This is a genomic window from Cellulomonas aerilata, assembly GCF_007991755.1.
GTDB lineage: Bacteria > Actinomycetota > Actinomycetes > Actinomycetales > Cellulomonadaceae > Pengzhenrongella > Pengzhenrongella aerilata.
Genome location: NZ_BJYY01000021.1, coordinates 138,472 through 159,634, shown reverse-complemented (window position 1 = coordinate 159,634; position 21,163 = coordinate 138,472). Strand labels below are relative to the sequence as shown.

Below are 21,163 nucleotides of genomic sequence, written 5' to 3'. Positions count from 1 at the left end.
TCGACTTCGCGCGCCCACTCCCGCGATCCCGCCACCGGACCTGGTCCAGTCGCGGGCAGACGGGGACGTGCTGACAGCGGTCCGGCTCCGGCCGGCGTCAGCCGCCGGGCGCCAGGGGCCCCGACCACCCGGCCGGAGCCGACAACCGAGTGCGGGCCCGCGGGCCCGCCTGCCGAGAGCGCACGCCCGTCGGCGTGCGTCGAGAGGACGTGCCATGGCCGTCGTGACCATGCGCCAGCTGCTCGAGAGCGGTGTCCACTTCGGGCACCAGACCCGCCGCTGGAACCCCAAGATGAAGCGCTTCATCTTCACCGAGCGCAACGGCATCTACATCGTCGACCTCCAGCAGTCGCTGGGCTACATCGACACCGCCTACAACTTCGTCAAGGAGACCGTCGCCCACGGCGGCACGATCCTCTTCGTCGGCACGAAGAAGCAGGCGCAGGAGCCGGTCGCCGAGCAGGCCGCCCGCGTCGGCATGCCCTACGTCAACCAGCGGTGGCTCGGTGGCATGCTCACCAACTTCACCACGGTCAACAAGCGGCTCCAGCGCCTCAAGGAGCTCGAGCAGATCGACTTCGACGACGTCGCCGGCTCCTCCTTCACCAAGAAGGAGCTGCTGATCATGCGCCGCGAGCGCGACAAGCTCGCCAAGACCCTCGGCGGCATCCGCGACATGGCCCGGGTCCCCTCCGCCGTGTGGATCGTGGACACCAACAAGGAGCACCTGGCCGTCGACGAGGCGCGCAAGCTCAACATCCCGATCGTCGCGATCCTCGACACGAACTGCGACCCGGACGTCGTCGACTACAAGATCCCGGGCAACGACGACGCGATCCGCGCCGTCACCCTGCTCACCCGCGTCATCGCGGACGCCGTCGCCGAGGGGCTCATGCAGCGCCACTCGGGCCGTGCGACGGGTGCGGACGCCGCGGCCGAGCCGCTGGCGGAGTGGGAGCGCGAGCTCCTCGCCGGCTCCGAGGCCGAGCTCGCCGCCACGTCCGACGCGGCCGGCTCGGTCGAGGCCACGCAGGCCCCGGTCGACACCACCACGACGGACGCCGCGGACTCCGTGCTGACGACCCCGCAGGCCCCGGCCCCCGAGGTCGTCGCGGACCTGACCGAGACCACCCCCGGTGAGGCCGGTGCGGCCGAGGCCGCCACGCCCCCCGGGAACGACGCCGCTCCGGCCGTCGACGCCGCCGCCGCGGGTGCCGCGCCGGAGATCGCCGCGGCCGCCGCGTCCGACGACGCCCCGACCGACCAGGCCGCGCTGGCCCCGCTGGTCGACGACGCGACGCCGGCCGCCGACGCCGACCAGGCCTGAGCACCCGTCTTCCCCACGACGTAAGGACACGAACACCTATGGCGAACTACACCGCCGCTGACATCAAGGCGCTCCGCGAGCGCACCGGTGCGGGCATGCTCGACGTCAAGAAGGCGCTGGACGAGGCCGACGGTGACGCCGAGAAGGCGCTGGAGATCATCCGCGTCAAGGGCCTCAAGGGCGTCAGCAAGCGCGAGGGCCGTGCCGCCTCGGACGGCCTCGTGGCCGCCGACGTGCAGGGTTCGGGCGAGGGCCAGACCGGCGTGCTGGTCGAGATCAACTCCGAGACCGACTTCGTCGCGAAGAACGCCACCTTCCTCGCGCTGGCGGACAAGGTCCTGGCGGCCGCCGTGTCCTCGGGGGCGTCCGACGCCGCCGAGCTCGCGGCCACCCAGGTCGACGGGAGCACGCTCCAGACGGTCGTCGACGAGGCCGCCGCGACCCTCGGCGAGAAGATCGCCGTTCGTCGCGTCGCCCGCGTCACCGGCGACAACGTCGCGACCTACCTGCACAAGGTCAACAAGGACCTGCCCCCGCAGGTCGGCGTGCTGGTCGCCGCGGACGCCGGCGGCGCCTCGGTGGCCAAGGACATCGCGATGCACATCGCGGCGTACTCCCCGACGTACCTGACCCGCGAGGACGTCCCGACCGAGGTCGTGGACTCCGAGCGCCGCATCGCCGAGGAGACCTCGCGCAACGAGGGCAAGCCCGAGGCCGCCCTGCCGAAGATCATCGAGGGCCGCCTCAACGGCTTCTTCAAGGAGAACGTGCTCGTCGAGCAGGCCTTCGCGAAGGACCCGAAGAAGACGGTCGGCCAGGTGCTCACCGAGGCCGGCGGCACGGTCACCGGCTTCGTCCGGTTCCGCGTCGGCGCCTGAGCGCTCACGCACCACAGGGGGTGGCCCCGGTCCTTCGGGGCCGGGGCCACTTCTGCAGCAGGACCGTCGAGGGGCGCACGCGCCCCCGGCGCGCCGATGGGCACGCGCCCCGGCAACCCCCGGCAGGACGAGCAGGAGGAGGGCACGTGACCCAGGGTCTCGAGGCAGGCACGGACGTCGGCACCAGCCAGAAGCGCGGCGGCAGCCCCGCGCGTCGCGTGCTGCTCAAGCTCTCCGGGGAGACCTTCGGCGGAGGGTCGATCGGGCTGGCGCCGGACGTCGTGCAGCGGGTGGCGGCCGAGATCGCCGTCGCCGTGCGTGCGGGCGTGCAGGTCGCGGTCGTGGTCGGCGGCGGGAACTTCTTCCGCGGCGCCGAGCTGTCCCAGCGCGGACTGGACCGGGCGCGCGCCGACTACATGGGCATGCTGGGCACCGTGATGAACTGCCTGGCCCTGCAGGACTTCCTGGAGCAAGCCGGCGTCGTCACGCGCGTGCAGACCGCGATCACGATGGGGCAGGTCGCCGAGCCGTACATCCCGCTCAAGGCGATCCGGCACCTGGAGAAGGGTCGCGTCGTGATCTTCGGCGCCGGCGCGGGCATGCCGTTCTTCTCCACCGACACCGTGGCCGCCCAGCGTGCGCTCGAGACGCACTGCCAGGAGGTCCTCATGGGCAAGAACGGCGTCGACGGCGTCTACACCGCCGACCCGCGCCGCGACCCCGACGCCGTCAAGCTCGACCACCTGACCTACACCGACGCGCTCGTGCGCGACCTCACGGTCATGGACGCCACCGCGATGAGCCTGTGCCGGGACAACGACGTGACGATGCGCGTGTTCGGCATGAACGAGCCCGGCAACGTCACGCGGGCGCTGGAGGGTGAGAAGATCGGCACGCTCGTGACCGCCGGCTGAGCGACCACCCCCGCTCGACCCGCGCCCGCGACCGAGTCCCCGCCCCCGACGGCGGACCCGCAGAACCATGAAGGAGCACCGGTGATCGACGAGACCCTCTTCGAGGCCGAAGAGAAGATGGACAAGGCGATCGAGGTCGCCAAGGAGGACTTCGCGACGATCCGGACCGGGCGCGCCAACGCGGCGATGTTCACCAAGATCGTCGTGGAGTACTACGGCAGCCCGACGCCGCTGCAGCAGCTCGCGTCCTTCCAGACGCCGGAGGCGCGCACGATCCTCATCTCCCCGTTCGACAAGACGTCGACGACGGCGATCGAGAAGGCCCTGCGCGACTCGGACCTGGGCGTCAACCCGTCCAACGACGGCAACGTCATCCGGATCAACCTGCCGGTCCTGACCGCGGAGCGCCGCAAGGAGTACGTCAAGCTCGCCAAGACCAAGGCGGAGGACGCCCGGATCTCGGTGCGCAACATCCGCCGGCGCGCCAAGGAGGAGCTGGACCGCATCGTCAAGGACGGCGAGGCCGGCGAGGACGAGGTGGCGCGGGCCGAGAAGGAGCTCGAGGCGCTGACCAAGAAGCGCATCGAGATGATCGACACCGTGCTCGCGTCCAAGGAGAGCGAGCTCCTGGCGGTCTGATGGCAGAGCTCGCCAGCCCCGAGGCGCCGCCCCAGGCGACGCGCGCCGGCCGGAACCTCCCGGCCGCGGTCGCCGTCGGCCTGGGGCTGCTCGCGCTCGTCTGGGCGTCGTTGTTCCTGGTCAAGGAGGCCTTCGTCGGGGTCGCCGTGCTGGCCGTCGGCGCGTCCCTGTGGGAGGTGTCCCAGGCGTTCGCACGCCGGGGAATCAACCTGCCGGTGCTGCCGTTGCTGGTAGGGACGGTCGGCATCCTCGTCTCCTCGTACGTCGCGGGGGAGGAGGCGCTGCTCGTCTCCTTCATGCTGACGGCCGGTGGCGTCGTCGTGTGGCGCGTCATCGACTCCGGTGGGGTCGACGCGCTGCGCGACAGCACGGCGGGCGTGTTCGCAGCCGCCTGGCTGCCGTTCCTCGCCGGCTTCGTGATGCTCATGCTCGCGATGCCGGACGGTGCGCGCCGGGTGCTGCTCTTCGTCCTGCTGGCCGTGGCCAGCGACGTCGGGGGATATGCCGCCGGCGTGCTGTTCGGGCGTCACCCGCTGGCGCCCTCGGTGAGCCCCAAGAAGACGTGGGAGGGGCTCGCCGGGTCCGTCCTGCTGTCCTGCCTGGTGGGGGCGGCAGGGATCACCTGGCTGCTCGGCGGCGATCCGCTGGTCGGCGTGGGTCTCGCCCTGGCGACCGTCGGGACGGCGACCTTGGGTGACCTCGCGGAGTCCTTGATCAAGCGCGACCTGGAGCTCAAGGACATGGGCACGCTGCTGCCCGGGCACGGTGGAGTACTCGACCGGCTCGACTCGCTGCTGCTCACCGCACCGGTCGTGCACCTCGTCCTGCTGGCGTTCCTGCCGGTGGGTGACTGACGGATGGAAGACCAGCGATGACCCCGAGCACCACAGGCACGCCGACCGCCCCCCGCGCGGTCCCCCTCGGCATGCCGACCGGCGCCCCCGGCGGCACCGTCCAGGTGTCCCCGCGCCCGGAGACGCCGATCCCGCTCAACCTCGCCGCGCCGACCCGCGGCCGCCGCGGCAAGCCGCCGCGCCACTTCGTCGACCTCACGCCGCCCGAGCGTGTGGCCGCGGTCACCGCCCTGGGCGAGAAGCCGTTCCGGGCCAAGCAGCTCGCGACGCACTACTTCACGCACCTGGACCCGAGCCCCGCGGCGATGACGGACCTGCCCGCCGCGAGCCGCGACCGGCTCGTCGAGGACCTGTTCCCGCCGCTGCTGACGCCCGTGCGCACCCTCAAGGCCGACGCCGGCACCACCGTCAAGACGCTGTGGCACCTGTTCGACGGCGCCAAGGTCGAGTCCGTCCTCATGCGCTACCCGAACCGGTCCACGCTGTGCGTCTCCAGCCAGGCCGGCTGCGGGATGGCGTGCCCGTTCTGCGCGACGGGCCAGCTCGGGCTGACCCGCAACCTGTCGACCGCCGAGATCGTCGAGCAGGTCCGCACCGCGGCCAAGTCGCTCGCCGACGGCGAGGTCCCCGGCGGCCCCACCCGGCTGTCGAACCTGGTGTTCATGGGCATGGGCGAGCCGATGGCGAACTACAAGGCCGTCATGGAGACCGTCCGGCGCCTGGTCGCCCCGACGCCGGACGGCTTCGGCATGTCCGCGCGGAACATCACGGTGTCGACCGTCGGCCTGGTGCCCGCCATCGAGAAGCTGACGAACGAGGGCATCCCGGTGACCCTCGCGGTGTCGCTGCACGCCCCGGACGACGAGCTGCGCGACGAGCTGGTCCCGATCAACACCCGGTGGAGCGTCGACCAGACCCTGGACGCCGCGCGCCGCTACTTCGACGTCACGGGACGCCGGGTGTCGATCGAGTACGCGCTGATCAAGGACATGAACGACCACGCGTGGCGGGCGGACCTGCTGGGGGAGAAGCTCAACGCCCGCGGCAAGGGCTGGGTCCACTGCAACCCGATCCCGCTGAACCCGACCCCCGGCTCCAAGTGGACGGCCAGCGAGCCCGCGGTCGAGCAGGAGTTCGTGGACCGCCTGCGCGCCCACGGCATCCCCACCACGATCCGGGACACCCGCGGCAGCGACATCGACGGTGCCTGCGGCCAGCTCGCCGCGGAAGAGGCTCCGTCCGAGTGAACCAGAGGATGTTCCGCACGGTGTCCCGGCTGCACGCCGGGTACGACCCGAAGGAGGTCGACGAGTTCTTCGACCACGCCCGGCAGGTCTACGAGGGCGCGGTCGACGAGCCGCTCACCGGGCGGGAGGTCCGCTCCACCGCGTTCGACCTCGTCCGGGGCGGGTACGTCACCGGGGCGGTCGACGCGGCGCTGGACCGGCTCGAGGCGGCCTTCGTCGCCCGGGCCCGCGAGCAGTTCATCGCCCGCAACGGGCAGAGCGCCTGGATGGCCGAGCTCGCCGACAGCGCGCGCACGCTGTACGGCCGCCTGACCCGTCCGGACGGCGAGCGGTTCGCCCCGGCCCGTCGTGGCGAGCCGGCCTACGACCCGGCCGACGTCGACGCCCTGTGCCGGCGGCTCGTCGCGTACTTCGACCACGGGCAGGCGCTCACGGCCCAGGAGGTCCGCTCCGCCACGTTCGGCCGGCGTCGCGGCGCCGCCGGGTACGCCGAGGGCCCGGTCGACGCCTTCTGCGACCGCGCCGTCGAGGTGCTGCTCGGTGTCGAGTGACCTGACGGGGACCGGCCCGGGCGAGCCTCGCAGCGTGGTGCTGCTCGGCTCCACCGGCTCCATCGGCACCCAGGCGATCGACGTGCTGCGCCGCCACCCCGACAGGTTCCGGGTGACCGGGATCAGCGCGGGCGGCGCGGACCCGCGCACCCTGGGCCGGCAGGCGGTCGAGCTGGGCGCGCAGGCCGTCGCCGTCGCCGACCCGGACGCCGCGGGGCCCGTCTTCGCGGCCGTGGCCGACGCCGCCTTCGCGAGCGGGCGCCCGTTCGCCGGCGTGGAGGTGCTCAGCGGGCCGGACGCCGCGAGCCGGCTCGCCGCGCGCGGCGCCGACGTCGTCCTCAACGGCATCACCGGCTCGGTGGGCCTGGGGCCGACCCTCGCCGCGCTGCGCGCGGGCAGCACGCTCGCCCTGGCCAACAAGGAGTCGCTGGTCGTCGGGGGAGGGCTGGTGGCCGCCGCCCTGCAGCGGCCCGACCAGATCGTGCCGGTGGACTCCGAGCACTCCGCGATCGCACAGGCGCTGCGGTCCGGACGGCACGGTGCCCCGGGGGAGCCGTCGGAGGTGCGCCGGCTCGTGCTCACCGCCTCCGGCGGACCGTTCCGCGGCCGGACGCGTGACGACCTCGAGCCGGTGACGCCCGACGAGGCGCTCGCCCACCCCACGTGGTCCATGGGGCCGGTCGTGACGGTGAACTCCGCGACGCTGATGAACAAGGGCCTGGAGCTCATCGAGGCGCACCTGCTGTTCGGCGTGCCGACGGACCGGATCACCGTGGTCGTCCACCCGCAGTCGGTCGTGCACTCCATGGTCGAGTTCGTCGACGGCTCGACGATCGCCCAGGCGTCGCCGCCGGACATGCGCCTGCCGATCGCCCTGGGCCTGTCCTGGCCGGACCGCCTGCCCGACGTCGCCGCGGCGTGCGACTGGTCGTCGGCGACGTCCTGGACGTTCGAGCCGCTGGACGAGGCCGCCTTCCCCGCCGTCGGCCTCGCCCGCGACGCGGTCGCCGCGTCCGCGACGCACCCCGCGGTGCTCAACGCCGCCAACGAGCAGTGCGTCGCGGCGTTCCTGGCCGGACGGGTGGGCTTCCTCGACATCGTCGACACGGTCGCCGCCGTCCTGGGCGAGCACGACGGCGTCGCCGCCGACGGGCTCACGCTCGGCGACGTCCTGGAGGCCGAGCGCTGGGCCCGCGCCCGCGCCGACGAGCTGCTCGCGCGCCGGTAGCCGACCGGTGGACCGGGGCGCCGGGTCGCGTGCGGGCCGGTCGGCCGGCGGCCCGGCCCGTGGCACGGGTCGGCGGGGGATGATGGGGCCAGGGCGCGGTCGCGCCCGCCTCGGGACGGAGCGGTGATGGCGTACGCGGTCGGTGTGCTCGTGATGGTGGTCGGCGTGCTCGTCTCCATCGCCCTGCACGAGGTCGGTCACATGGTGCCGGCGAAGCGGTTCGGGGTGCGGGTCAGCCAGTACATGGTCGGCTTCGGCCCGACGCTGTGGTCGCGCACGCGGGGGGAGACCGAGTACGGCCTCAAGGCGATCCCGCTCGGTGGCTACGTCCGCCTGGTCGGCATGTACCCCCCGCCGGACGCCGTCGGCAACCCGCCGGTGCGCGGCTACCTCGGCCGGATGATCCAGGACGCGCGCGAGTCCAGCGCCCGGGAGATCCGCCCCGGCGAGGACCACCGGGCGTTCTACCGGCTGAGCACCCCCAAGAAGCTGGTCGTCATGCTCGGCGGGCCCGTGATGAACCTGGTGATCGCCGCGGTCCTGCTCACCTCGGTCATGGTCGGCTTCGGCCTGCCCGGGCCGAGCACGACGGTCGACTCGGTGTCCGACTGCGTCGTGCCCGCGACCGACGACTCCACCGAGTGCGGGCCGGGCGACCCGGTGGCGCCCGCGGCCGCGGCCGGCGTCGAGCCCGGCGACACGATCGTGGCCTACGCCGGCGCCGACGTGTCCTCCTGGGACGAGCTGCAGACGGCGATCCGCGCGTCCGACGGCGACCCCGTCCCGCTCGTGGTGGAGCGCGACGGCGAGCCGGTCACCCTGACCGTCACCCCGTTGATCACTGAGCGGCCGGCGCTGGACGACCTGGGTGCGCCCGTCGTCGGCGACGACGGCGAGCTCGTCACCGAGCCGGTCGGCTTCCTGGGCGTCGGACCGACGACCGTCCTGGTCCGCGAGCCGGTGACCGCGATGCCGGCCGTGCTGGGGGACGCCGTCGTGCAGACCATGCGCGTGGTGGTCACCCTGCCCACCCGGATCGCGGACGTCGCCCAGGCCGCCTTCGGCTCCGCGCCCCGGGACCCCGAGGGTCCGATCGGCGTCGTGGGGATCAGCCGGGTCGCCGGCGAGGTGGCCGCGGACGGCGGCGGCACCTTCGGCCTGACGGGGCAGGTCCTCACGCTGCTGACGCTGGTCGCGTCGCTGAACATCGCCCTCTTCGTCTTCAACCTCATCCCGATCCTGCCGCTGGACGGCGGCCACGTCGCCGGGGCGCTGTGGGAGGGCGCCAAGCGGCAGGTCGCCCGGATGCGCGGGCTGCCGCGGCCGCGTCCGGCCGACATCGCCCGGATGACCCCGCTGACGCTGGCGATGGTCGTGGTGTTCCTCGGCATGGGGGCGCTGCTGGTGTACGCGGACCTCGTGCGCCCGGTGACGCTCGGCGGCTGACGGACGGGCCCGGCGACCGGGGTATCCGCGGCGGCTCAGCCGAAGGCGTCCCGGGCGAACCGTGCGGCCGCGTCGGCGTCGAACCCGAGCTCGCGGAGCCGGTGCGCGTACTGCCGCGCGGCCACGACCGCCTCGCGCTCGCGGTCGGCACCGCGGGTGGCGACGAACGTGCCGAGCCGGCCACGGGTCACCACGGCGCCGGCCTGCTCGAGCTCGCGGTAGGCGCGGGCGACCGTGTTCGCCGCCAGGCCCAGGTCGGTGGCGAGGGCGCGCACGGTCGGCAGGCGGTGCTCGGGCGGCAGCGACCCGTCGGCGATGAGCGCCTCGATCCGGTGCTGCACCTGCTCGTACGGCGGGACGGGGGACGCGGGGTCGACGGCGATGTGCACCGGGACACCGTAGGGCGCGGCCTCAGGGCGTGGCCGGAGCACGGTCACGGCGCCCCGTCCGCCGTCGCGCGGCTGTGGAGGTCGCGTGAGGGAACCCGGGTGAAACGCGGATCACAGGCCCCGGCGAGGGGCCGGTGCCGCAGCCGGGGCGATACTGGGACGGTGAGCACCCCGATCAGCCTCGGCATGCCCGAGGCGCCGGTCCCCGTCCTGGCACCGCGTCGCCGTACCCGCAAGATCCAGGTCGGCAAGGTCGCCGTCGGCGGTGACGCCCCCGTGAGCGTCCAGTCGATGTGCACGACCCCGACGACGGACATCAACGCGACGCTGCAGCAGATCGCCGAGCTGACCGCGTCCGGGTGCGACATCGTGCGCGTCGCCGTCCCCACCCAGGACGACGCGGAGGCGCTGCCGGCCATCGCGCGCAAGTCGCAGATCCCGGTGATCGCGGACATCCACTTCCAGCCGAAGTACGTCTTCGCCGCCATCGACGCCGGCTGCGCCGCGGTGCGCGTGAACCCGGGCAACATCCGCAAGTTCGACGACCAGGTCAAGGAGATCGCCCGGGCCGCGTCGGACGCGGGCGTGTCGATCCGCATCGGCGTCAACGCCGGCTCCCTGGACCCGCGCCTGCTGGCCAAGTACGGCAAGGCGACGCCGGAGGCGCTCGTGGAGTCGGCCGTGTGGGAGGCGTCGCTGTTCGAGGAGCACGGCTTCCACGACTTCAAGATCTCGGTCAAGCACAACGACCCGGTCGTCATGGTCCGCGCCTACGAGATGCTCTCCGAGCGCGGCGACTGGCCGCTGCACCTGGGCGTCACCGAGGCCGGCCCGGCGTTCCAGGGCACGATCAAGTCCGCCACCGCGTTCGGCGCCCTGCTGAGCAAGGGGATCGGCGACACCATCCGGGTGTCCCTGTCCGCGCCTCCGGTGGAGGAGGTCAAGGTCGGCATCCAGATCCTGCAGTCGCTGAACCTGCGCCCGCGCAAGCTCGAGATCGTGTCCTGCCCGTCCTGCGGGCGGGCCCAGGTCGACGTCTACACGCTTGCCGAGCGCGTCACCGCGGGCCTGGAGGGCCTGGAGGTGCCGCTGCGCGTCGCCGTCATGGGCTGCGTCGTGAACGGCCCCGGCGAGGCACGCGAGGCGGACCTCGGCGTGGCGTCCGGCAACGGCAAGGGCCAGATCTTCGTCAAGGGCCAGGTCGTCAAGACCGTGCCCGAGGCGCTCATCGTCGAGACCCTGATCGAGGAGGCGATGCGCATCGCCGACTCCATGGAGCCGGTCGAGGACGCCGCCCCCGTCGTCACCGTCCTGTAGATCCCGCTGCCCGACACCGCCTCGTCCCCGCTCCTGCCGACCCGACCCGTGGAGGGTGCGGACGGCGTGCCGAGCGCTGCTCTGGACGAGGAAGCGCATCACCCGCCCGGGTGGGGCAGAATCACACGCATGGGACGCTGGAACGGCGCCACCCTCAGCGGCAAGGCAGCCGAGGGGCGGATCCTGGGCGACGCGGACGTCGACGCCGCACTCGCCGTCTGCGCGCGCGTCCCCGTGGACTCCGTGCTCGCGGCGAGCCGCATCGAGGTGGCCGCCCGGTCGGGCCTGCGACCCGCCGGTGGGCAGCTGTGGGGCTACGACCGCGGTGGCGAGCTCGTCGCCGTCTGCTGGGCCGGCGCCAACATCGTGCCCGTCGTGCCGGACGGCGACCCCGGCGCGCTGGACGCCTTCGCGCGCATCGCCCGCGCCCAGGGTCGCCGGTCGTCCTCGATCGTCGGGCAGGCCGACGCCGCCCTGGGCCTGTGGGACCGCCTGAGCGGCACCTGGTCCGCGCCGCGCGAGATCCGCGCCAACCAGCCCTCGCTGGTCATCGACCACGACCCGCTCGTGCGGGTCGACGAGCTCGTGCGGCGCTCCACTCCCGGCGAGTACGGCATCGTCCTGCCGGCGTGCGTCGCGATGTTCGCCGAGGAGGTCGGGTACTCGCCGGCGTCCGGGCCGAACGGGCCCTACGAGGAGCGCGTGCGCGGCCTCATCGCCGAGGGACGGTCCTACGTGCGGCTCGTCGCCGGGTCGCGCGGTCCGCAGGTGTCGTTCAAGGCCGAGCTCGGCGCGGTGGCCGGCGGCGTGGCCCAGGTGCAGGGCGTGTGGGTCGAGCCGGCGTACCGGGGACGCGGCCTGTCGGAGATCGGGATGGCCGCCGTCGTCCAGCTCGCGCGCCGCGACGTGGCGCCCACCGTCTCGCTGTACGTCAACGACTACAACGCCCGGGCGCTGGCCTCCTACCGCCGGGTCGGCTTCCGCCAGGTCGGCACCTTCGCGACCGTCCTGTTCTAGGGGTCGGACCAGCCGCTCAGCGCAGCAGCTTGGACAGCCGGCGGTCCGCGAGCGGCTGCCCCCCGGTCTGGCAGGTGGGGCAGTACTGCAGCGAGGAGTCCGCGAACGACACCTCGCGCACCGTGTCCCCGCAGGGCACCCCGTCCCATCCCGGGCACGGCAGCCCGGTGCGGCCGTGGACGCGCATGCCCTGGCGCTTGGCGTCCTTGAGCTCGGCGGCCGGCTTGCCGGCCGCGGCGTCGACCGCCTCGCGCAGCACCCGCAGGATCGCCGCGTGCAGGGCGTCGGTGGCCGCCTCGTCGAACGACCGGGTCAGCGCGAACGGGCTGGTCCGGGTCGCGTGCAGGATCTCGTCGGAGTAGGCGTTGCCGATCCCGGCGATCGTGGACTGGTCGCGCAGGAGCGACTTGATCTGCTTGTTGCGGGCCGCGAGGAGGCGGCCGAGCACCTCCTCGGTGAACGCCGGCGACAGCGGCTCGACCCCGAGCGTCGCGACCGCAGGGATCTGCTGCGGGTCGGTCACGACGTGCACGGCGAGCCGCTTGCGCGTCCCGGCCTCGGTGAGGTCGAACCCGGACCCGTCGGCGAGGCGGACCCGCAGGGCGATCGGCGACCGGCCGGGCCGGACGGCCGTCTTCGGCACCGCGTCGTACCAGCGCAGCCAGCCGGCGCGCGCGAGGTGGAAGACCAGGTGCGGCGCCTCGGGTCCCCCCGCGCCGTCGTCCGCCCCGGCGCGCGGGCCGGTGGCGACGTCCAGCCACTTGCCGCGTCGCGTCACCCCGGTGACCGGACGTCCGCCGAGGTCGGTCGGGGCGGGGGAGAACGTCTTGAGCGCGCTCACGGCGCCGACGTCGACCGCGGCGACGGCGACACCCACCGTGCGCTCGCGGAGGAATCCGGCGAGCGCCTCCACCTCGGGCAGCTCAGGCATGGGCCCATCGTGGCCCACCGCGCCGGGTTGTCCACCGGGTTCGACGTGGCACGCGCGGTGGGCCGGGGTCCGCACCGGTGCACCCGCCGGTACCGCCCGCCCGCCCACCGCCGCCGCACCGGGCCGCGTCGCCGCCGCACCACCGCGGCACCTGCCCGCTGTGCCCCGCCGCACGGAGGTGCCCCCGCCGCCAACTAGGCTGGCGGCCATGCTGCTGCGGATGTCGTCCCTGTTCGTGCGGACCCTGCGGGAGGACCCCGCGGACGCCGAGGTGGCGAGCCACCGCCTGCTCGTGCGCGCCGGGTACATCCGCCGCGCCGCCCCCGGGGTCTACACCTGGCTGCCGCTGGGTCTGCGGGTGCTGCGCAAGGTCGAGGCCGTCGTCCGCGAGGAGATGGAGGTGATCGGCGCGCAGGAGGTGCACTTCCCCGCGCTGCTGCCGAAGGAGCCCTACGAGGCGACCGGCCGGTGGACGGAGTACGGGCCGAACATCTTCCGCCTCCAGGACCGCAAGGGCGCCGACTACCTGCTCGCACCCACGCACGAGGAGCTGTTCACGCTGCTCGTCAAGGACCTGTACTCGTCCTACAAGGACCTGCCGCTCGCGCTCTACCAGGTCCAGACGAAGTACCGCGACGAGGCCCGCCCGCGCGCCGGCCTCATCCGCGGTCGCGAGTTCGTCATGAAGGACGCCTACTCCTTCGACGTCGACGACCAGGGGCTGGAGGCCTCCTACCTCGCCCAGCGCGGCGCCTACCAGCGGATCTTCGAGCGCCTGGGGCTGGAGTACGTGGTGGTGGCGGCGACGTCCGGGGCCATGGGCGGGTCGCGCAGCGAGGAGTTCCTGACCCCGACGGCGATCGGCGAGGACACGTTCGTCCGGTCCCCGGGGGGCTACGCGGCGAACGTCGAGGCGGTCACCACGGTCGTCCCGCCGGACGTGCCGTTCGACGACGCCCCTGCCGCGCACGTCGAGGACACCCCCGACACCCCGACGATCGAGACCCTCGTCGCGGTGGCGAACGAGCGCTTCCCCCGTCCCGACCGTCCCTGGACGGCGGCCGACACGCTGAAGAACGTCGTCCTGGTCGCGGTGCTGCCCACCGGCGAGCGCGAGCTGCTCGTGGTCGGGCTGCCCGGCGACCGCGAGGTGGACCTCAAGCGGCTCGAGGCAGGCCTCGCTCCGGCCGAGGTGGAGACGGCGACCGAGGCGGACTTCGCGGCGCACCCCGAGCTGGTCAAGGGCTACATCGGACCCGCTGCGCTCGGCACCAACCGCGGGGTGGACGACGACGGCGCCCCGCTGGGGGTGCGCTACCTGCTCGACCCGCGCGTCGTGACCGGCACCCGGTGGATCACGGGCGCGAACGAGCCCGGCCGGCACGTGTTCGACCTCGTCGCGGGACGGGACTTCCAGGCGGCCGGCCAGGACGGCGCCGCGAACACCGTCGAGGCGGCCGAGGTCCGCGCCGGCGACCCGGCGCCGGACGGCTCGGGCCCGCTGGAGCTCGCCCGCGGCATCGAGATCGGCCACATCTTCGCGCTCGGCCGCAAGTACGCCGAGGCGCTGGGTCTGACGGTTCTCGACCGCAACGGCAAGTCCGTCGTGGTCACCATGGGCTCCTACGGCATCGGCGTCACCCGGGTGATGGCCGCGCTCGCCGAGGCCAACCACGACGACGCCGGCCTGGCCTGGCCCGTCCAGGTCGCGCCCGCGCACGTCCACGTCGTGGCCACCGGCAAGGACCCGGCCGTCTTCGCAGCCGCCGAGACGATCGCCGGTGACCTGTCCGCCCGCGGTGTGGAGGTCGTGTACGACGACCGCCCGAAGGTGTCCCCGGGGGTGAAGTTCGCCGACGCCGAGCTGCTGGGCGTCCCGCTGCTCGTCGTGGTGGGTCGGGGGCTCGCCGAGGGCGTCGTCGAGGTGCGCCCCCGGCGTGCGGGCGTGGCGGGCCTCGGTGCAGAGCAGGTGCCGGTCGACGCGGTGACCGACCGGGTGTCCACCCTGGTGGAGAAGCTGCTGGCCGAGGGCTGACGGCACCGGCGGCCGGCGCCCTGGTGGTTCCGGCCGCCCTGTGACTGCCGGCCGCCCGGGGCAGCCGGCCGCCCCGGTCAGCCGGCCGACTGGTCCGGCATGCCGGGCAGTGCGGGCAGCGAGGCGCCCCAGGCGACCGCCTGCTGCGTCGCCTCCGCCGCGGCGTCGACCATGGCCGGCCGCGCGTCCGCCGCGACGTCGGCCACCAGCGAGGTGTAGTGCGCCGCCAGCGCCGTCTCCAGCGACTGCGCGAGAGCGGCGGCCGCGGCGGGGTCCTCGAGCCCCCCGGGCACCGCGTACGCGACCCGACGGGGGTCCAGGCCCGTCCCGTCGACCTCACCGAGCTCGGCCCAGGTCTGGGCCCGCGACCGGTGCGCGACGGCCCGCTCGCCGGCCCGGCGGCGCACCTCGTCGGCGTGCTTGGCGGCGACGACCTCGTACCCGTACCCGGCGGAGTCCTCGGCGGCCACGATCGCGGACAGGTCGGCGTCGGTCAGCCCGTCCGGCCGCTCGCCCGGCAGGTCCACGGTCGGGGGCGACGGGGCGCCGAGTCCTGCCGCGGCGGCGAGGCGGGCGGCCGCGAGCGAGCGGCTGACGGCGATCGAGCCGAGCAGCCGGGCGAGCGGCCCGTCGGTGACCGTGGCGGTGTCGGCGCGTGCGGCGGAGGCGGCGTCGGTGAGAGCGGTGACCAGGGCGTCCGGGGTGGCGGCCGCGGGGGTGGGCCCGCGCGTGGCCGCGGGGGAGTCCGGTCGGTCCCCGTCCGGCCCCGGCGTGCCCGCGGTGGCGCCCGGGCCGGCGTCGTACAGGCCGCCGAGCAGGTCCAGGTGCGCGGACGCCGCCGCGGCGACGTCCGCCCGGGCCGCGCCGACGGGGTCCACGGCGGGGTCGGCCGGTGCCACCGGGGCGCCCGCGAGCACCTCGAGGGCCACCGAGTCGGCCGACGCCCGCTGCCGTGCCACCTCGTTCACGTCCGGGACGAGCGGGGCGGGCGGGGGTGTCTCGAGCCGCACGCCGCACCCCGCCAGCAGGGACAGCACGAGCACGAGAGCGACGGCGAGGGCCGTCCGGACCGCGCGCGGGGCGGGGGTGCGGGGCGAGGGCATCGCCGCGATCCTGCCATGCGGCCGGTCCCGCAGGACTCGTTAGGCTGGGGTCGCACAACACCACACGGTCTGTTCCACGCACGGTGTTGCGCTGGAGACGACAGGGGAGATCGATGGTGGCGCCAGCCGGTACGCAGCGGGTCCGCGAGGCAGCCGAGGCGGTGGTCCGGGCGGCGGGCCTGGTGCTCGAGGACGTGGTGGTGACACGGGCCGGCAGGCGGTCGGTGGTGCGGCTCGTCATCGACCTCGACGACGACGCCGTCGGGAGCCTCGACCTGGACACGCTGGCCGACGTCTCGCGCGACGTGGGCACCCGGCTGGACGAGGTGGACGCCGTCGAGGGCGAGTACACCCTCGAGGTGTCGACGCCCGGCACGTCGCGCCCGCTGACGGAGCTGCGCCACTTCAAGCGGGCCCGCACGCGCCTCGTGCGCCTGAGCCTCACGGACGGCACCACGGCCTTCGGCCGGCTGCGCGCCGTCGACGGCGGGACCCTCGAGCTGGGCCCGGTCGACCAGGCCACCGGCCGTGACACCGCGGGCGAGCCGACCCGCGTGGCGCTCGCGGACGTCGCGCGCGGCACGGTCGAGGTCGAGCTCTCCCGGGTGACGAACGACGACGACACCGACGAAGAGGGCTGAGATGGACATCGACATGACGACGCTGCGGCTGCTGGAGCGCGAGCGCGACCTCAGCCTCGACGTCCTGGTCTCCGCGATCGAGCAGGCGCTGCTCTCGGCGTACCACCGGACCCCCGGGGCGCGGCAGAAGGCACGCGTGCAGGTGGACCGCAAGACCGGCCACGTCACCGTGTGGGCGACCGACCCGCCGGTGGTCGGCGAGGACGGCGTCGCGGCGGACCCGGGGCCCGAGTACGACGACACCCCGGAGGGCTTCGGGCGCATCGCCACGGCGACCGCGCGCCAGGTGATCGTCCAGCGGCTGCGCGACGCCGAGGACGACCAGGTGCTGGGTGCGTTCCGCGGCAAGGAGGGCGAGGTCCTCGGCGGCGTCATCCAGCAGGGCCGGGACCCCCGGGTCGTGCTGGTGGACGTCGGCGGCACCGAGGCCGTGCTGCCCGCGCACGAGCAGGTGCCGACGGAGAGGTACGTGCACGGCGAGCGGCTGCGCGCCTACGTGCTCGAGGTCACGCGCGGGCCCAAGGGCCCGTCGATCGTGCTCTCCCGGACCCACCCCAACCTCGTGCGCAAGCTGTTCGCGCTGGAGGTCCCCGAGGTCGCCGACGGCACCGTGGAGATCACCGCGATCGCGCGGGAGGCGGGGCACCGCACGAAGATGGCCGTGCGCGCCAACGTGCCCGGGCTCAACCCCAAGGGTGCGTGCATCGGCCCCATGGGCGCCCGCGTGCGGGCCGTGATGGCCGAGCTGCACGGGGAGAAGATCGACATCGTCGACCACAGCGACGACCCGGCCCGGATGGTCGCGCACGCGCTGTCCCCGGCGCGGGTGCTGTCCGTGGAGGTCGTCGACGCCGCCGCGCGCGCCGCCCGCGTCGTCGTGCCGGACTTCCAGCTCTCCCTGGCCATCGGCAAGGAGGGGCAGAACGCGCGGCTGGCGGCCAAGCTCACCGGCTGGCGGATCGACATCCGCTCGGATGCGGCCACCGCGGAGCCCGGTGGCGGGGGCCCGGCCGGCGGTGGCGCAGGTGGTGCGGGTCGCGAGCGGTGACGGCCGGTGGGTCGGGGCGGTAGAGTGAGGTCCGCTGAGCCCGGCGCTCGGCCTCCCAGCACACCGTCCCCCGAGCCCGTCACGGGCCCGGTGCGCACGTGCGTGGGGTGCCGCCGCACCGGGTCCAGGTCCGACCTGCTCCGTGTGGTGGTCACCGGCGGCGGCTCCCTCGAGCCGGCCCTGGTGGTCGACGCCGCCCGGAGCCTGCCGGGCAGGGGTGCCTGGTTGCACCCCGACCGTCGTTGCCTCGAGCTCGCCGAGCGCCGCCGGGCGTTCGGGCGGTCCCTGCGTCATGCGGGACCGCTGGACCCCGGCCCGATCGGGGAGTATCTCGAGGCGTGGCGGGGTTAGCACGACAGTCCGGGTCCGCACCCGGACCATGACGGCCGAGCCGCCCCTGGGCGAGCTGCGGGTCGAACGCACGTCCACTGCGACATGGGAAGCGGGTCACCGAGCCGATGGCTGCCCGATGAGCACCGACCGATGAGTACCCAGCGATGAGTACCCAGCACTAACCACGGTCCGACCCTGTCCTGGGCGGACCAGAACAGGGAGAGACGTGGCCAAGGTCCGCGTGTACGAGCTCGCCAAAGAGCTCGGTGTGGAGAGCAAGACCATCATGAACAAGCTGGGCGAGCTCGGGGAGTTCGTCCGCTCGGCGTCCTCGACCATCGAGCCGCCCGTCGTGCGCAAGCTGCGCGACCTGTACCCCGCCGGTGGCGGCAGCAACGGGAACGGCTCCGCCGCGCCCAAGGCCGTCGCGCCCACCGCCCCGGTCCCGGCTCCGGCCCCCGCGCCGGCTGCCCCCGCGACGCCGGCGCCCGCGCCGACCGCCGCGCCCACCCGCCCGGCTCCGGCCGCGCCCGTCGCCCCGGCTGCGCAGACGCCCGCGGCGTCCCCGGCGGCCCCTGCCCCGCAGGCACCGGCGGCTCCCGTCGCCCCCGCGGCGCAGGCTCCGGCCGCTCCGGCATCCGGTGCTGCCCCCACCACGGGTGCAGCGCCCACGACCCCGGGTCCGCGTCCGGCCGCCCCGCGTCCGGCGGCTCCCGCCCCGGCACGTCCGGCCGCGTCGCGTCCGGGCAACAACCCGTTCGCGCCCAGCCAGGGCATGCCCCGTGGCGGCGCGGACCGTGGCGCCAACCCGCGCCCGGGTGCCGGTGCCGGTGGCGCCGGCCCGCGTCCGGGTGGTCCCCGTCCGGGCAACAACCCGTTCGCGCCCAGCCAGGGCATGCCCCGTCCCGGCGACCGTCGTCCGGCCGACCCGGCCGCGACGGGCGCTGCGGCTCCCGCCGGCGCCGGCGAGCGTCCCGGCGGCCCGCGTCCCCCGGCCGGACCCCGTCCGGGTGGCCCGCGTCCCAACCCCGGCATGATGCCCGGTCGCAGCGCCAGCGGCGTCGGCCGTCCCGGTGAGCGTCCGGCCGCGCCCGGTCGTGGCGGCCCGGGTGGTCGTCCCGGCGGTGGCGGTGGCGGGTACGCCGGTCGTCCCGGTGGCGGCCCCGGTGGTCCCGGCGGTGCGCCCGGTGGTGGCGGCGGCTTCGCCGGTCGTCCCGGTGGCGGTGGCCGTCCCGGTGGCGCCGGTCGCGGTGCGACCCAGGGTGCGTTCGGTCGCGCCGGCGGTCGTCCCGTCCGGGGGCGCAAGTCCAAGCGGGCGAAGCGCCAGGAGTTCGAGCAGATGCAGGCCCCCTCGCTGGGTGGCGTGCAGGTCCCCCGCGGGGACGGCACGACCGTCATCCGCCTGCGCCACGGCTCCTCGCTGAACGACTTCGCGGACCGGATCGACGCCAACCCGGCCAGCCTCGTCACCGTGCTGTTCCACCTCGGTGAGATGGCCACGGCGACGCAGTCGCTCGACGAGGACACCTTCGGGACCCTCGCGACCGAGCTCGGCTACGTCGTCGAGATGGTCTCGGCCGAGGAGGAGGACCGCGAGCTGCTCGGGGCCTTCTCCATCGACCTGGACGCCGAGCTGGCCGACGAGGACGACTCCCAGCTGGTGGCCCGTCCGCCGGTCGTGACCGTCATGGGCCACGTCGACCACGGGAAGACCAAGCTCCTCGACGCCATCCGGCAGACCGACGTCGTCGCGGGTGAGGCCGGTGGCATCACCCAGCACATCGGTGCCTACCAGGTGCACACCACCCACGAGGGCGTCGACCGCGCGGTCACCTTCATCGACACCCCGGGCCACGAGGCGTTCACCGCCATGCGTGCCCGTGGTGCCCAGGTCACCGACATCGCGATCCTCGTGGTCGCCGCGGACGACGGCGTCATGCCGCAGACGGTCGAGGCGCTCAACCACGCCCAGGCCGCCGGTGTCCCGATCGTGGTCGCGGTCAACAAGGTGGACAAGGAGGGGGCCAACCCCGCCAAGATCCGCCAGCAGCTCACCGAGTACAACCTGGTGGCCGAGGAGTACGGCGGCGACACGATGTTCGTCGACATCTCGGCGCTGCGGCGGATGGGCATCGACGACCTCATCGAGGCCGTGCTGCTCACCGCGGACGCCGCTCTGGACCTGCGGTCCAACCCCGACAAGGACGCCCGCGGCGTCGCCGTCGAGGCCAACCTGGACAAGGGACGCGGTGCTGTGGCGACCGTCCTGGTCCAGACCGGGACGCTGCACGTCGGCGACGCGATCGTGGCCGGCACGGCGCACGGTCGGGTGCGGGCGATGTTCGACGAGCACGGCAACACGGTCACCGAGGCGGGTCCGGCGCGTCCGGTCCTCGTCCTGGGTCTGGCGTCCGTCCCGAGCGCCGGCGACACCTTCCTGGTGGCGCCGGACGAGCGGACCGCGCGGCAGATCGCCGAGCGTCGTGAGGCCGCCGAGCGTGCCGCTCTGCTGGCCAAGCGTCGCAAGCGCATCTCGCTGGAGGACTTCACCCAGGCGCTGCAGCTCGGCAAGGTCGACACGCTCAACCTGGTCCTCAAGGGCGACGTGTCCGGTGCCGTCGAGGCGCTGGAGGACGCCCTGCTCAAGATCGACGTCGGCGACGAGGTGGACCTGCGGGTCATCCACCGCGGCGTCGGTGCGATCACGCAGAACGACGTCAACCTGGCGACGGTCGACAACGCGATCATCATCGGGTTCAACGTCAAGTACGCGGAGCGCGTCGAGGCCCTCGCCGAGCGCGAGGGGGTGGACGTCCGGTTCTACTCGGTCATCTACCAGGCGATCGACGAGGTCGAGGCGGCCCTCAAGGGCATGCTCAAGCCGGAGTACGAGGAGGCCCAGCTCGGCACCGCCGAGGTGCGCGAGGTGTTCCGCTCCTCCAAGTTCGGCAACATCGCCGGTTCGCTGGTGCGGTCCGGGTCGATCGTCCGCAACTCCAAGGCGCGCGTCCTGCGGGGCGGCGTCGTGGTCGGGGACAACCTCACGGTCGAGTCGCTCAAGCGGTTCAAGGACGACGCCACCGAGGTCCGCGACGGCTACGAGTGCGGTATCGGTCTCGGCTCGTTCAACAACGTCGAGATCGGCGACGTCATCGAGACGTTCGAGATGCGGGTCAAGCCCCGCGGCTGAGCACGCAAGCAGTGAGGTCGGCCGCGCCCGCGGGTGGGGCGCGCGGCCGACGGGCGAACGGGGTCGGGGCGCACG

General features: G+C 74.2%; 19 protein-coding genes. 16 read left to right on the top strand and 3 right to left on the bottom strand.

Features of this window, described 5'->3' with window-relative positions; genetic code table 11:
* Nucleotides 1-214 precede the first annotated feature (214 nt).
* The 9 genes from rpsB to CAE01nite_RS16805 all read left to right on the top strand — a co-directional run bounded on the left by rpsB (nt 215) and on the right by CAE01nite_RS16805 (nt 9,084).
* Nucleotides 215-1,327, top strand: a complete 1,113-nt coding sequence (rpsB, locus tag CAE01nite_RS16845; RefSeq protein WP_146906671.1) for a 30S ribosomal protein S2 — start codon at nt 215-217, stop codon at nt 1,325-1,327.
* Between the two features lie 38 nt (nt 1,328-1,365).
* On the top strand, nt 1,366-2,205 hold the full coding sequence (gene tsf / locus CAE01nite_RS16840) for a translation elongation factor Ts (protein WP_146906670.1): 840 nt from the start codon (nt 1,366-1,368) through the stop codon (nt 2,203-2,205).
* A gap of 218 nt (nt 2,206-2,423) precedes the next feature.
* Complete coding sequence (gene pyrH, locus CAE01nite_RS16835; RefSeq protein WP_222595973.1) at nt 2,424-3,119, top strand: UMP kinase; 696 nt, start codon at nt 2,424-2,426, stop codon at nt 3,117-3,119.
* Nucleotides 3,120-3,200: 81 nt separating this feature from the next.
* On the top strand, nt 3,201-3,758 hold the full coding sequence (gene frr / locus CAE01nite_RS16830) for a ribosome recycling factor (protein ID WP_146906668.1): 558 nt from the start codon (nt 3,201-3,203) through the stop codon (nt 3,756-3,758).
* On the top strand, nt 3,758-4,612 hold the full coding sequence (locus tag CAE01nite_RS16825; RefSeq protein ID WP_146906667.1) for a phosphatidate cytidylyltransferase: 855 nt from the start codon (nt 3,758-3,760) through the stop codon (nt 4,610-4,612). The genes frr and CAE01nite_RS16825 overlap by 1 nt, the downstream gene beginning before the upstream one ends.
* A gap of 71 nt (nt 4,613-4,683) precedes the next feature.
* Nucleotides 4,684-5,859: a dual-specificity RNA methyltransferase RlmN gene (rlmN, locus tag CAE01nite_RS16820; RefSeq protein WP_146906727.1), complete on the top strand. Its 1,176-nt coding sequence runs from the start codon at nt 4,684-4,686 to the stop codon at nt 5,857-5,859.
* The gene (locus tag CAE01nite_RS16815) at nt 5,856-6,410 is read left to right on the top strand and encodes a DivIVA domain-containing protein (RefSeq protein WP_146906666.1); all 555 of its coding nucleotides are present in this window, start codon (nt 5,856-5,858) and stop codon (nt 6,408-6,410) included. The genes rlmN and CAE01nite_RS16815 overlap by 4 nt, the downstream gene beginning before the upstream one ends.
* 1 nt (nt 6,411) lies before the next feature.
* Nucleotides 6,412-7,638, top strand: a complete 1,227-nt coding sequence (gene dxr / locus CAE01nite_RS16810; RefSeq protein WP_146906726.1) for a 1-deoxy-D-xylulose-5-phosphate reductoisomerase — start codon at nt 6,412-6,414, stop codon at nt 7,636-7,638.
* A gap of 126 nt (nt 7,639-7,764) precedes the next feature.
* Entirely contained in the window at nt 7,765-9,084 is a 1,320-nt protein-coding gene (locus CAE01nite_RS16805) for a M50 family metallopeptidase (protein WP_146906665.1), read from the top strand.
* Nucleotides 9,085-9,119: 35 nt separating this feature from the next.
* Here CAE01nite_RS16805 and CAE01nite_RS16800 read toward each other — a convergent pair whose 3' ends face one another.
* Nucleotides 9,120-9,473, bottom strand: coding sequence for a GntR family transcriptional regulator (locus tag CAE01nite_RS16800; RefSeq protein ID WP_246131294.1), 354 nt, complete (start codon nt 9,471-9,473; stop codon nt 9,120-9,122).
* Between the two features lie 162 nt (nt 9,474-9,635).
* Here CAE01nite_RS16800 and ispG point away from each other — a divergent pair, with 162 nt between their 5' ends.
* Both ispG and CAE01nite_RS16790 read left to right on the top strand, forming a co-directional pair.
* Complete coding sequence (ispG, locus tag CAE01nite_RS16795) at nt 9,636-10,790, top strand: flavodoxin-dependent (E)-4-hydroxy-3-methylbut-2-enyl-diphosphate synthase (RefSeq protein ID WP_146906664.1); 1,155 nt, start codon at nt 9,636-9,638, stop codon at nt 10,788-10,790.
* A gap of 129 nt (nt 10,791-10,919) precedes the next feature.
* Nucleotides 10,920-11,807, top strand: a complete 888-nt coding sequence (locus CAE01nite_RS16790; protein ID WP_146906663.1) for a GNAT family N-acetyltransferase — start codon at nt 10,920-10,922, stop codon at nt 11,805-11,807.
* A gap of 16 nt (nt 11,808-11,823) precedes the next feature.
* On the opposite strand, the gene CAE01nite_RS16785 is transcribed toward CAE01nite_RS16790, so the two are convergent.
* The gene (locus tag CAE01nite_RS16785) at nt 11,824-12,738 is read right to left on the bottom strand and encodes a DNA-formamidopyrimidine glycosylase family protein (RefSeq protein ID WP_146906662.1); all 915 of its coding nucleotides are present in this window, start codon (nt 12,736-12,738) and stop codon (nt 11,824-11,826) included.
* A 208-nt stretch (nt 12,739-12,946) separates the two neighbouring features.
* Here CAE01nite_RS16785 and CAE01nite_RS16780 point away from each other — a divergent pair, with 208 nt between their 5' ends.
* Nucleotides 12,947-14,773 (top strand): proline--tRNA ligase, encoded by a 1,827-nt coding sequence (locus tag CAE01nite_RS16780; RefSeq protein WP_146906661.1) that lies wholly within the window; start codon nt 12,947-12,949, stop codon nt 14,771-14,773.
* A gap of 77 nt (nt 14,774-14,850) precedes the next feature.
* On the opposite strand, the gene CAE01nite_RS16775 is transcribed toward CAE01nite_RS16780, so the two are convergent.
* The gene (locus CAE01nite_RS16775) at nt 14,851-15,876 is read right to left on the bottom strand and encodes a DUF4439 domain-containing protein (RefSeq protein ID WP_146906660.1); all 1,026 of its coding nucleotides are present in this window, start codon (nt 15,874-15,876) and stop codon (nt 14,851-14,853) included.
* 113 nt (nt 15,877-15,989) lie between these two features.
* Between CAE01nite_RS16775 and rimP the strand changes: the two genes are divergently transcribed.
* From rimP to infB, 4 genes are all read left to right on the top strand, one after another.
* Nucleotides 15,990-16,517, top strand: coding sequence for a ribosome maturation factor RimP (rimP, locus tag CAE01nite_RS16770; protein ID WP_146906659.1), 528 nt, complete (start codon nt 15,990-15,992; stop codon nt 16,515-16,517).
* A 1-nt stretch (nt 16,518) separates the two neighbouring features.
* A complete protein-coding gene (nusA, locus tag CAE01nite_RS16765) occupies nt 16,519-17,565 on the top strand; it encodes a transcription termination factor NusA (RefSeq protein ID WP_146906658.1) in 1,047 nt (348 codons plus the stop codon).
* 6 nt (nt 17,566-17,571) lie between these two features.
* Nucleotides 17,572-17,916 (top strand): YlxR family protein, encoded by a 345-nt coding sequence (locus tag CAE01nite_RS16760; protein WP_186816641.1) that lies wholly within the window; start codon nt 17,572-17,574, stop codon nt 17,914-17,916.
* 208 nt (nt 17,917-18,124) lie between these two features.
* Nucleotides 18,125-21,088 (top strand): translation initiation factor IF-2, encoded by a 2,964-nt coding sequence (infB, locus tag CAE01nite_RS16755; protein WP_146906656.1) that lies wholly within the window; start codon nt 18,125-18,127, stop codon nt 21,086-21,088.
* Nucleotides 21,089-21,163 lie beyond the last annotated feature (75 nt).